8 protein-coding genes are annotated in these 12,051 nt (G+C 54.0%); 1 reads left to right on the top strand and 7 read right to left on the bottom strand.

The features are described 5' to 3' along the window. Nucleotides 1-103: 103 nt before the first annotated feature. The 6 genes from LMED105_RS11350 to LMED105_RS11375 are packed head-to-tail and all read right to left on the bottom strand — an operon-like array spanning nt 104 to nt 7,773. On the bottom strand, nt 104-1,279 hold the full coding sequence (locus LMED105_RS11350) for a type III PLP-dependent enzyme (RefSeq protein ID WP_008251332.1): 1,176 nt from the start codon (nt 1,277-1,279) through the stop codon (nt 104-106). Next, nucleotides 1,248-3,002, bottom strand: coding sequence for an IucA/IucC family siderophore biosynthesis protein (locus LMED105_RS11355; protein WP_008251340.1), 1,755 nt, complete (start codon nt 3,000-3,002; stop codon nt 1,248-1,250). The genes LMED105_RS11350 and LMED105_RS11355 overlap by 32 nt, the downstream gene beginning before the upstream one ends. Further along, a complete protein-coding gene (locus tag LMED105_RS11360) occupies nt 2,960-4,156 on the bottom strand; it encodes an MFS transporter (protein WP_008251342.1) in 1,197 nt (398 codons plus the stop codon). The genes LMED105_RS11355 and LMED105_RS11360 overlap by 43 nt, the downstream gene beginning before the upstream one ends. Continuing rightward, nucleotides 4,153-5,859: an IucA/IucC family protein gene (locus LMED105_RS11365; protein WP_008251344.1), complete on the bottom strand. Its 1,707-nt coding sequence runs from the start codon at nt 5,857-5,859 to the stop codon at nt 4,153-4,155. The genes LMED105_RS11360 and LMED105_RS11365 overlap by 4 nt, the downstream gene beginning before the upstream one ends. Further along, nucleotides 5,856-7,013, bottom strand: coding sequence for a siderophore biosynthesis protein PvsA (locus LMED105_RS11370; RefSeq protein ID WP_008251346.1), 1,158 nt, complete (start codon nt 7,011-7,013; stop codon nt 5,856-5,858). Before LMED105_RS11370 ends, LMED105_RS11365 begins: the two co-directional genes overlap by 4 nt. Before the next feature lies 1 nt (nt 7,014). Then, on the bottom strand, nt 7,015-7,773 hold the full coding sequence (locus LMED105_RS11375; RefSeq protein WP_008251349.1) for an HpcH/HpaI aldolase/citrate lyase family protein: 759 nt from the start codon (nt 7,771-7,773) through the stop codon (nt 7,015-7,017). Nucleotides 7,774-7,984: 211 nt separating this feature from the next. Between LMED105_RS11375 and LMED105_RS11380 the strand changes: the two genes are divergently transcribed. After that, entirely contained in the window at nt 7,985-10,057 is a 2,073-nt protein-coding gene (locus LMED105_RS11380; RefSeq protein WP_008251350.1) for a TonB-dependent siderophore receptor, read from the top strand. A 59-nt stretch (nt 10,058-10,116) separates the two neighbouring features. On the opposite strand, the gene LMED105_RS16415 is transcribed toward LMED105_RS11380, so the two are convergent. Continuing rightward, entirely contained in the window at nt 10,117-12,027 is a 1,911-nt protein-coding gene (locus tag LMED105_RS16415; RefSeq protein WP_008251351.1) for a c-type cytochrome, read from the bottom strand. Nucleotides 12,028-12,051: the final 24 nt, after the last annotated feature.

Raw genomic sequence — 12,051 nt, forward strand, 5'->3', positions numbered from 1 at the left:
GTGAAGGGGATGGGAACTACCAGTTGCTGCTGAAGGGCTCATATTGATCAAGTTGGGTTGTTTAATCGAAGTAAGTAGCTTCCTTGGACAAAGAGTTCAGGTTTTAAGTTAAATAGATTATTTGGGGTGCGGCGTGCATCAAGAAATTCTGGTGTGAAATATTCCACGCGTAAGCACCTGCCAGCGTAAACACCATGTAGTCGCCCAAAGCCAATTCCTGAACCGTTAATTGCTGGTGCAGGCGGTCTTTCGGGGTACACAGTTGCCCCACTACATTCACGGTTGAATTAACTACAACAGCGGTTTGCCCGTTGCGGTGCACCCACACCGGGTGGTTGTGGCCTTGCGCCGCCGGGGTTCTGAAGTGGTGTGTGCCGCCTTTGCCAATGGCAAACCACTGCCCATGACTTTGTTTCAGGTCAATTACTTCCATCACGTAGTACCCACAAAATGCGCTCACGTAGCGGCCACATTCAAACCGGATTTGCCGTGTTTGCATGTCGTGCTGTGTGATCAATTCACCAAGTCCAGTGCAGAATTCTGCCCAGTTGAACTGTTCATCCACGCATTGGTAGTTCACCCCAATCCCGCCGCCCACATTGATCACTTTGCAGCGAATGTGCCATTGCGATTCCCATTGCCGGGTGATCTCGAAGTATCGCGCAATCAGTTTCAAGTGGTTCTCGACACATAATTGATGCGACATGGAATGAAAATGAAATCCTTCAAATTCAAGGTGCGGCGATTCTTGGAGCAGCGCCAGCGCGGTGCCTAGGTCGCAAGGGTCAAGCCCGAAAGGTGTGGCCTGACCGCCCATTTGCAGTTTGCTGCTGGCCACACCATCGAGCGTAATGTTCATGCGCAACATGATGGCTTGGGTTTGCCCTGTGTTGGCGCAAACCAATGCAAGGCGTTTCAGTTCAGTCAGGCTTTCCACATGAATGCAGGCCACTTTTTGGTGTAGTGACTGTTGCAAATCTTCAGTGGTTTTACCCGGTCCACCAAAAATAAGTGGTTTGCTAAAGTGCTGGTCATTCAGGTGGGCAAGTTCGCCAGCGGATGCGGCTTCAAAACCGTCCACATGCGGAGCAAGTGTGTTCAACAGGCGTACATCGGGGTTGGCTTTGGCCGCGTAATACAGTTCGCAATTGCGTGGCAGATGCCGTTTCATGTATTGCGCATGTGCGGCCAGGGCGGGCAAGTTGTACACATAGGCGCACCAGGGTGGTGTGCCGGAATTCGCCTGTTTAGTGAGCAGTGTGTTCAGCGTGTTTGTCATGGTGTGCAATCAGTGGGTGTGAAAGGAATGTGTAGTCGGAAAGGCGATCAGCCTTTTTGAACAAACGTGTTTTGAGGTTGTTTTTCGATGCCAGTGCATGGCCTTGCAGCAAATCGCAAAGCGCTTGCGGCGTACCCAAGGCACGGCTGGTTTGCTGGATCAGTTTTGCAAGGCATTGCCAGGCGCGTTGTTCAAGCCCCGGCGTGTGTTGGCAGGCGTGAAAAATCATCTCGGCAATGTTGTTGACCAACAGGCAGTAGCTGACCCTTTTCCAGCCTTGGTCTTCGGAATAATGCACCGAGGCAATGGCACGTTCCGAGAGGCCGTTCAGTCGATCAGAAGGCCAGTGTTGTGGAATTAGTTTGGTGCCTTCCAGGTCGCGGATCCACACGCGCACAGGCAAGCCGTTTTCCTGTGCAAGCACGGTGTTTTGCAAATGCGGTTCAAGCACCACACCGTGTTTGAACAACAGGGTCAGGGTGCCGGGCACCAGCAGTTTGAGATAGTTTTGCAGCCAAGTCAGGGTGAATTCGGCTTTACTTTCGCCGCGCCGCTGGGCTTGCTCGTCAAGCCGCTGCGCCAGTTGGCTTTGGCCTACCGTGTCCCAGGATGCAAGCGTGCCAGCCATGTGAATGTCGGTGTACTGGCTTTGCAGTTGTTCCCTGAAAATAATGCCAAAGCTTTCTTGCAGGTTTACAACATCATCGTGGCTGGCTGTTGCATCAGCCTGTGACAAGTCAATCGTGCTGGCAGCAGGTTCGCGCAACATGCGAAAGCCCGGGTGTGCGTGTTCAACCTGTTCAAATGTGTGCGCAAGCAATTGGGTCATGCCTACTGCACTTTCAAGTTCGTACCATGCATTTTTGCGGATGCAATTGGTGAGCCGCACATGGATGGAGCATTTCAGAAACACATCCAATTCGGGGTGGTACAACGTGCGCACCGATGAAGTGGGCCACACCACTTTGCCCAAGGGTCCAAGGTGGCGAATCAGTTTGTTCTGGCTTGCTTGCTGATAAATTCCGGACTGTAGAACAAGCTCCACTTCCCAGGGGTGGCATGGGTAAAGGCCCGTACGCCCGGTCAGTGTTTCAGACACTTTGTCGATCACGGGGCTGCCCAGCTCTTTCAGTAAAACCGGGTTGATTTCAAACCAGTGCAACTGGAACGCGGCCCCCACTTCTGGTGAACACAGCAGCAGTTGCTCCGCCTGCACACCCGATCGGCTTTTCGGGCTGGGGTGAAACGGATGCCCCCACAGCAGTGATTGCTCGGTGTGCTGCAAGGCGTTGATATAGGGCACCCGGGCATGCGCCAAAAACCGTTGCATGTTTTGCAGGCTGTTGTGGATTTGGACCTGTAATTCAATATTGGGTTCGGTTTGCGTCAGCATGGCCATGTGTTCAAGCAGGGCCTGAATGGCGGCATGGGTGCCCAGTACTTGCCAAGGCTTGCCCATGGGTTTGCCAAACAGTTTCGAGCCCAGTTTGATCTGGTTCAGTGCGCCCCGTGCTTGTACTTTGAAGGCTATTTTCAGCAGGGGGTAAGCCGTACGAATTCTCACGGTTTCGCCTTCCAGCAAATCGCTCTGCAGGGCTTTGGGCAGGTCGCCCTGCGCATGCCAGTCGACCAATTGATGCGGCACTGCAAATTCGCGCAGGTAGCAATTCAGCAGGTGGTTCAGGCTGTGGTGTTCGGCCTGGTGTTGTTCATAGGTATACATGGACGTGATCCTGTTTTTTGAATGTGGTGAACAAGGGGCATGGCAGCAAGGCTTGCCACGGCGGAAAGCAGAAAAGGTGAAGCAAGGTTCATGTGGTTAACTGCAAAACCGGCTGCAATGCCAGCAGCCACGCCAGCCAGTTTTCCAACGCTGTCGAGTGAGCCAAACCAGGTGCCCGCGCGCGCTGCCTGAAAAGACTTTGCGACCAGTTGATGAATACCGTGATAACCCAGCCAAATACCAACACCAAACAAAACACGGGCGGCAGCAAGGGCCAGCCCGCTGTTGAATTGCCACTGCATGCACGCTGCAACTGCAAGGGCCAGCATGCTGAAGTGGCAATTGAAAGCCCAGTTTGGCAGGCGCTTTTTCAGCAGCGGTTGAAGCAGCAGATAAACAAGGTGGGGCAGCACGTACAGCAGGGCAATGGCAGTGGTACTTGCAATGCCCGGCGCAGCATAGGGCAGGAAGTAGGGGAAGGTAACCACCATGGCAAAGCAGAACAGGGCTTGCAGGCTGCACACCGAGGCGGCCGATGCATATTGCATTGGGGCGGATGTGTTGCCGGGTGTGCTCACTGCGCTTGCTGTTGAAGATTGCGACGGGTGTGAATCTTTGGGCAGCGTGCAGGCATACAGTGCGCCCAGCATGGGTAGGGTTGCCAACACAATGTACAGGTGTTGCAGCCTGAAGTATTGAATGCCCACAGCCAGCACCAATGGTGCGGTAACCAGCGCCATGCGTGCGCTGAATTGCGTCCAGTTCAAGGTGTTGGACAGCGTTTCACGCGGCATGGTGGTGGCCAGGTAGGAATTGGCGGCAGCCAAGGTGCCGCCCATCAAACCTTGCAGGGTTAAGGCCATGAGCAGTTCTGCCACTGAACTTGAAATACCCACCCACAAAAAAGCAAGTGCCAAACCTGCCAACGCACGGATCAGCGAGAAGCGCCTGCCAAAACGATCAGCCACCTTGCCCCACAAAGGGCCGCTGAGTGCGGTCAACAGGGTGGGCCATGCAAACACAAAACCGATCCAGGGGCTGTTCGATGGCAGCCCCAAATCAGTGAACAGCACGGGCAAGTAAAGTGGCATGCCCAGCACGGTGAATGCCGCCAGAAAATGACAGGCCAGTACAGCAAACAGCACGCGGTTCATGGCAGGTCTCGCAAGGGGTTGGGGCCTGTCATGCCGTAAAACTTGTTCACATCGCTTGCACCGCATTCCTGTTTGCTCAGCAGGCTTGCGCTTTGCAACAGGTACTTCACAGGGTGCATGCGGGCGCACAGCAACAGTTCTGTGGCCAGGTCGGTGTCGAAACCTTCCAGGCGCAAGTTGTGCAAGGTGTGTTCAATGGCACGGCGCAAGGTGAGCAAGGCTTGTTGGCGGTTCAGTGCGCCGCTTTGTGCAAGCCCGTCGAGTACGACCAGCAAATTCAGTTGCAGGGTAATGGTGATGAACATGTGGGCCAGCGGTGCTTCGTCGTTCACCAGAATGCGTGCGTCTTGCAGCATGTGCACATGGTGCCCGCGGCTTGCAGCAGCCGACTCGAAGCGGTTTGGCCACAGGCGTGCGGCGTCGTTGTCTTTCATCACAAGCGTGGGTGCAAGCCCTGGGCGCAGCGACAACACCGAATTCTGTTGATTCGATTCCAGCGCAATGCCGTGTTGAATCCACAAACGCAGGTGCACGCCAATCATTAATGTGCAATAACTGGCCCACCAGCTTTGCAGGCTTTGTGCGTGTTGATCCAGGTATTCAAGCAGGTAGGGCTTGCCGCTGGGCATGGGGCTGCACAGTGTGGCCACAGTGGCCAGTGTTTCATCGGGCAATTCTGGCGGGTACTGGCGGTGCAAAAAACCTGCAGCGTTGAGCTGCTTGTAGCAGCCCGTAAACGATTCATCCACATGCCGGTACAAACCTTTTATTCCTTCGTTTGTTTGTTCGATCGACGCAAGCGCTTGCGCAAACCAGTCACCGTCTTTCAGGGTGGAGGGTTTGATGTAGCGAATGTTTTTTTGACCCAGCGTGGCAATCGGCATGGGTAGTTTGATGTGTGAGGCGGGGTGATTCAGCACGGCCACGGTACGCACCGACAGCGTGGGTTTGACGGGCAAATATGTGCGTGGTGCTTCAATGCTTTCTGGAATTTGCTGTGCAATTGCGGCGCGCATCATGGGGTGAACCGGCAGCAGTGTGTGGCTGTTGGCAAGCGATTGTGGCAAGCCCACATGCGCCAGTGTTGGCCACCACGCGGGCTCAGTGCCGGTGCCTTCAAATTCGCTTGCGGGCACGGCAAACCAGGCCAACTCGAAAGTTGGGTTGAATTCCGGTGAATAGGCTTTCAGTTCGCTGGTTTGCATGCCGAATTTGGCACGGGCCGTGGGGTAATAAGGGTGGTCCAGAAAGCTGGCCATTTGGTCGGCGTGCAACATGCGTTGTGCCCAGTTGCGTGTTGTGGAAACAAGGCCCAGTGCGTGTTGTTGTTCGGTGTAGGCCTGATCGCACAGCAGGGTTTGATCAATGGCGGCCTGCACTTCCAGTTCATAATTTTGGTACAGGGCTTTTGCTTCTTCGGGCAAACCTTGCGCCAGAAAACGGATCCATTGCCTTGCACCTTGTTGTTCAATCCACTGGCCGTGTTGCAGTGTTTCCCAGTGGGGGTTGATGGCCCGGTGTGTTTGCATGCTGGGGCTTTCTTTTACTTCGATCCGGCAGGCTTCGGGCAGGTGTTCAAACACCAGAAATGTGCGGCCTTCGCTTGCTTCAATGCGCGCCAGGCTCAGTATGTTGCGAACGTTTTCCCGTAGGCAGGCATTGATCAGCCTTAGCGCAATGCGCTGGTCGTGCAAGGCACTCATTGAACGCTCCAGGGGTTGCGGTTTTGTGTGTCGGTTCGCAGGTGTTGAAGTTCGCTGTCGGAATCGGCCTGAAAGGTGAACACGCCAATGTAGTCTTTGTTGGAATGGCTGATCTGGATGGTTTCCCCTTGCTGTTTAACGGCGCGGTACTGCACGGCGGCATTGTTTTCAATGCGTGGTGCCACGCGCAAGGTGCCGGCATGTGGAGCAACCAGGTAATCGATTTGTGCGCACCTGGGTTTTACGCGGGGTACTTCAATTTCTTGCCCAAGGTGGGTTTGCAGAATGGATTTGAACCAGCCTTGCTCCACCAGCTGATCAAGCAAGAATTCGCGGTTATCGCCAATGCTTCGGTAGTTGATTTCCACCAGCACCGGGCCGCGCGGGGTCACAATGAATTCGCTGTGGCAGGCCCCAAGCCCCACACCAAACTGAACCAGGGTGTGTGCCATGTGTGTGCGCCACTGCCGCGTGTGCGGGCCATTCCACTGCGCAGCAGTTTCAACAAAATAGGGTGGGCTGGACAGGCTTACGTCAAACCCGCCGATGGTGTGCAGGTGTTTGCCATTGCCCAATGTTTCAAGCGTAATCAGCGGGCCTTCCATGAATTCTTCCAGCAACACACTTTGCGATTCATCAAGCTGTGCAAGGTGTTGTGTCAGTTGCGCGGGCGTGTCGATGCGAACCACGTCCATCGATGCCACACCCTGCGTGGGTTTGACCACCAAGGGGTAAGGCCATTCGCTGCGAACCGGGTCGGTGCGGCGAACGGTTTGGCTCCAGATGCTTGGCAAACCAAGGGATTCAAGCCGTTTGCGCATCCAGTGTTTGTTTTTCGCGTGGTAGCAAACCTTCGAAGATTTTGCGGGCAGACCCAGCAGGTCAGCCACCAGGGCGGTGCAGGTTTGAAGGTGATCGCTGTTGGAGAACACAGCTTGCGGTTCAATGTTCAGTGCGGCAATCAAATCGATCACTGCAATAGGGTTGAACACATCGCATTCATGAACACGCACATTGGCAAGTGCTTGCTGGTGGGCATGGCCGTGGTCGGTCAATACAATCACGTCGTGATTCAGTGCTTGGGCGGCGGGAATGAATCCATCGACGATTGCGTTGTTCAGCACATGGGTCAGGAAAACAAGGGTGGGTTTCAATTCAGGCTCCTGGAAGGTTGTTTCGCAATGCTTTGGCGAAGTGGCTGCGGTCTTCGCCGCACAGAAAAAGTTTGCAGCCCAGGTCTTGCCAGTGCCGCAGTTGGCTTGGCGTTCGTGGGTTGGGGCAAAAAGGAACATCGGTTTGATGGCAAATTTGATGCACATTGTTCAAGGCGTTGAACACGTCGGGGTGCAGCGGGTTGGGGCCAAGACCCATGTTCAGTGCAAGGTCCAGTGCACCTTCCATGACAAAGCTGACGTGCCCGGTGGCAAGCATCTGGGGCAGGGCATTCAAGCCTGCCTGGCTTTCAATCATGGGTACCAGCAGGGTGTGTTCGTTGGCCAGCGCAATGTAATCGTTCAGGGGCAACTGCCCGTAGCCGGTCACCGTGCCGCCTGTAATACCGCGCGCACCCAAGGGGGGAAATTTCATGGCTTGCGCTAGCGCTTGAATTTGATCCGCGGTTTCTGCGCGTGACAACACAATGCCCATGGCCCCTGCATCCAGCAACTTGCCGATGAAGTTGGGGCGAACTTCTGCCACACGAACCAGTGGCACACAGCTGTGGTGGCGGCAGGTTTGAATACATTCGCGTAGGGTGTTTTCATCGAGCAGTACGTGCTCGGTGTCGATAATGACGAAGTGGTAGCCGCATTGGGCAATCATGTCGACGATCAGTGGTGAGGGCAGGGAATTCAGCAGGCCCAGCCAGGGCGATGTGCCAGCTTTTGTCTCGTGTAGCGGGATTGTGTGGATCATTTTTATAGATAGTAAATGAGAATGATTTATATTAACATTAATTAAAATAAGACTTCAAAGTATTTAACAATTCATCGCTCGAAATGGGGGTGGGTGCTCGAGTTGTGCTGCGAATTGGGAAAAAAAACAGCATTTCTGAATTTCATACAACAAACAGTTGGTAAAACTAACGATAATGAGAACGATTTTTATTATTAAAAGGAAAACCGCAATGTCCTCTTTTGATGTGCGTGGCGATTCACGCCAACGTCTTCGTGTTTCACCCCTTTCCATGGCCGTAGCACTGGTCTGCGTTTCTTTCAGCCATACGGCTTTGGCCGAAACCCTGGCACCCGTCACTGTCCAATCCGACTGGTTGGGTCCACCCACCGAGGAAAGTGTAAAAACCTACACGGGTGCGCGCACGGTGCTTGAGAAAGAAGATCTGGAAGAGCGTGGTGCTTTGAACCTGGAAGATGCCTTGCGCCGTGTGCCGGGTGTTCAAGTGCTGGACGAAACCGGCACCGGAATTTTGCCCAACATTGGTGTGCGCGGTTTGAACCCCTTGCGCAGTGAACGTTTGCAAATTTTGGTGGATGGTTACCCGATTGCCATTGGCCCTTACACCAACGTGGGCCTGTCGCTATTTCCCGTTACATTGCCCAGCCTTGAAGCTGTAGATTTGGTGCGGGGTGGTGCTGCCGTGCATTACGGGCCGAACAACGTGGGCGGTGTGCTGAATTTGGTGACCAAGCCTATTCCCGCAAAAACCAGCCAGACCTTCCGCGAGCGCCTTCAAATTTCCGAAGAAACTGGCAATATGCTGACCGACACTTACTACCGAATTGGTGGTTTTGTGCGTGAAGACCTTGGCTTGCAATTTCAGGCCAACATTGTGGATGGCAAGGGCCAGCGTGATCGTTCAGACACCGAAGTGCGTAACTTCATTGTGGATGGCGAGTACTACCTGAACCCCAACAACGATTTCAAAGCGCAGTTGCAGTATTACGAAGTGAAGGCTGAATTGCCTGGTGCCTTAAGCCCAGCTGCCTATGATCAAAACCCAAACCAGTCGCAAAAGCCTTTTGATGCGTACGACGCAGACATGTGGCGCGGCACTTTCACCTGGAATCATTCGTTTTCCGACGATTTCAAGCTGACATGGCGCAATTTTGCGCACCAAGCAAATCGCACGTTCTTCTTCAGCCAGTCAGCCACTTTCTCGGATGACCCAGCACAAACGCCAGCGTTTGTTCTCGATTCCCCACGCGTGTTCAGTGTGCATGGCACGGAACCAAGGTTCACCAAGCAGATAGCCAACCACACAGTGATTGCAGGTGCGCGTTTTGTTGAAGAAGATGTGCGCTTTGATGTAAGCCGCACCACGCTTGCAACAGGGGCAGTGAATCCGTTCCGCCGCTGGGACTTTACCACCAAGGCGATGGCTTACTACCTCAGCGACACCATTGCATTGATGGACGATCGTTTGAAAGTAACGCCGGGCATTCGTTATGAAGATGTTGAAACCCGCTACCGTGATTTGAATACCGGTACCGAGTTTCAGAACAACCCCGATGAATGGTTGCCTGGCTTGACTGTGGGTTACCAGGCCACGAAAGATGTGTTCGTATTTACCAATGCGCAGCGTTCATTGGTGCCGGTGCAAACGGCACAAGTGACGCGCGGTGGTGATGTGGGCAATGAAACCGCCGAGAACTACGAAATCGGTTCACGCTGGCAGATCAACCCGCAAGCCAATATTGCGGCAACGCTGTTCCGGGTGGATTACAAAGACCAGATCGTTTTCGATACAGGCGCATTCCGCAATCTCGGGGAAACACGCCAAGAAGGCGTTGAGCTGGAAGGTCGCTGGAACCTGAACAGCCAAACTGAACTGGGAATGAGTTATACCTATCTGGATACGGAGCAATTGTCGGGCGCTGATCAAGGCAAGGAACTTCGCAATGCACCCACGCACCATTTGGGGTTGGATGCGGTGTACAAGTTTGGCAATTGGACGGCCAACGCAAATGCCCTGTATGTTTCTGAAAGCTTCAGTGATTCAGCCAACACACAGGTTGAAACTGCCAACGGCAGTGCTGGTGAATTGCCCGCCTACACTTTGGTGAACATGCGCGTGGGGCGTGATTTCCCGATTGGGCAAGGCAAGAACATGAATCTTGGTTTTGGGATCAATAACCTGTTTGACGAACAGTACTTCTTCCGGGGTGTGGACGTAAGCACAACCGGTCGCGTACCCGCACCTGGGCGTATGTTGCTGGTAGAAATGCAGCTTGATTTCTAATCGCTTGATGCAAGGTCCAAAAGCCGGTGGGGGAAGCAATTCGTCACCGGCTTTTTTTATTACTGGCCGCGTTGTTTGTCCACTTCGACAGACGCAACACCACTGGCCGTGTTGCCCCAGCTTCGGCGAATGTAAGTGACTACCGCTGCAATGTCGTTGTTGCTCAGTTCTACACGATAAGGTGGCATGCCATGTGGGTAGGGTGCAGCTTGTGTGCTGGGTGAAAACCCGCCGTTGAGCACCATGCGAATGGCATTGACCGGGTTGGGTGCAATCACATTGACATTGCCCGCCAAGGCCGGGAACTGATTGGCTTTCCCTTCTCCTTGCTTGCCATGACATTCCGCGCAGGTGTTGGTGTAAATGTTTTCGCCCCGCTGCATCAGTGGCAGCAAGGTACGTTGCCCAAGGCCTGTCGATTCTTTTTCTGAAGGGGCTTGTGCCGGCAGGCTTTTAAGGTACACCGCCATGGCTTGTATATCGGCGGCCGTGGCAAATTGCAGACTGTGCGCCACCACTTCGGCCATGGGGCCGTATGTTGCGGCATGCCGGTTAACTCCGCTTTGCAAGTACTGGGCAATGTCGCTTTCACTCCATTTGCCCAGACCGTGCAGGGAGTGATTGTTCAGCGCTGGTGCAAACCAGTCCAGTACCGGAATGGTGGCACCGCTTAAATTCAGTTTGTCTTTCAATCCACCCAAAGTGTTCCGTGGTGTGTGGCAAGCCGCGCAATGTCCTGGGCCGTTGATCAGGTAGGCCCCTCGATTCCACAGTGCTGGTTGCGTGGTATCAGGTTTGAATTCGCCCTCAGTAAAGTACAGTGCTCTCCACACGGCCAGAAGTGGGCGCTGGTTGAAGGGAAACTGCAAGGAAGGCTTGGGTGTTTTTTGAGCAATCGCGGGCAGGCGCTTTAAGTAAGCGAATAAGTCATCGACTTCAGCCCGGCTCATTTTGGTGTAGTCGGTGTAGGGAAATGCCGGGTAAAGGTAGTCGCCATTTTTCGAGACACCACTGTGCATGGCTTTGTAAAAATCATCTGCAGTCCAGCTGCCCAATCCGTGCTCGGCATTGGGGGTTAAGTTGGTGCTGTAAATTTTGCCGAAAGGTGTTTCGATGGCGCGGCCACCAGCATAAGGCTTTTTGGGATTGGCTGTGTGACAACCGGCACAATTGCCCAAACGCGCCAAATAGGCGCCGCGTTTTTCTTGCGCTGACAGCACATTCAATGCGATCGGCTCTGGCGATACATTGTTGTTACCGGGCACTGCTGTGGTGGTGTGTGTGCCGCATTTCAAAGGAAACTGAATACTGTTGGCCGGTGCGGCTTTTGGGTTTTCAGGTACTGGCTGTGCGGCCAAATAAGCTGTTGCTGTATTCAATTGCTCGGGGCTGAGTGCTTTCACCAGTGCGTGCATGCAATCAGGGTCGGCGGCTTGGCGCTGCCCGTTGCGCCATTTGCCCAGTTGCGCGTTCAGGTAATCGCGTGGCAAACCCAGCAAGCCTGGTGTATAGGGCTCAACTCCGGTCAGTGCTTGTCCGTGGCAGGCCGCGCAGGCAGGAATTTTTTTTGATGGAACACCGTCGAATACCAAACGTTTGCCTTGCTCAAGTTCTGCGGCTGAGGCTGTACTTTTTACGGGTGCAGGGTAGGGTGGATTTTGCGCAGCAAAGTATCTCGCCATTTGCTGCAAATAATCATTCGACAGATGTTGCACAATGCCGTTCATGGCGGCGTGTTGACGGCCACCATCGCGAAATGCGATCAGCTGGTTGTACAGGTAGCCTTCCGGTTTGCCGGCAATGCGCGGGTAATAACCTTCTGCGCTGGCGCGGCCTTCGGCGCCATGACAGGCCACACAAGCCTGAACACGGTTGGCCATGTCGACTGTGGTGGGTGTTGTATTGCTTTGTGCGTTTGCTGCAAAGCTGGCCAGCAGCAAGAGGGCGGTGGTGGCAAAACGGGTGGTCATGACTACAGCTCGTGTTGAATGTGG

This window comes from Limnobacter sp. MED105, from assembly GCF_000170915.1.
Lineage (GTDB): Bacteria > Pseudomonadota > Gammaproteobacteria > Burkholderiales > Burkholderiaceae_B > Limnobacter.

What these genes read in the sequence shown, in the direction of transcription:
- LMED105_RS11360 (WP_008251342.1), bottom strand. Translation starts at nt 4,156, where the DNA reads ATGAACCGCGTGCTGTTTGCTGTACTGGCCTGTCATTTTCTGGCGGCA.
- LMED105_RS11355 (WP_008251340.1), bottom strand. Translation starts at nt 3,002, where the DNA reads ATGTATACCTATGAACAACACCAGGCCGAACACCACAGCCTGAACCAC.
- LMED105_RS11380 (WP_008251350.1), top strand. Translation starts at nt 7,985, where the DNA reads ATGTCCTCTTTTGATGTGCGTGGCGATTCACGCCAACGTCTTCGTGTT.
- LMED105_RS11365 (WP_008251344.1), bottom strand. Translation starts at nt 5,859, where the DNA reads ATGAGTGCCTTGCACGACCAGCGCATTGCGCTAAGGCTGATCAATGCC.
- LMED105_RS16415 (WP_008251351.1), bottom strand. Translation starts at nt 12,027, where the DNA reads ATGACCACCCGTTTTGCCACCACCGCCCTCTTGCTGCTGGCCAGCTTT.
- LMED105_RS11375 (WP_008251349.1), bottom strand. Translation starts at nt 7,773, where the DNA reads ATGATCCACACAATCCCGCTACACGAGACAAAAGCTGGCACATCGCCC.
- LMED105_RS11350 (WP_008251332.1), bottom strand. Translation starts at nt 1,279, where the DNA reads ATGACAAACACGCTGAACACACTGCTCACTAAACAGGCGAATTCCGGC.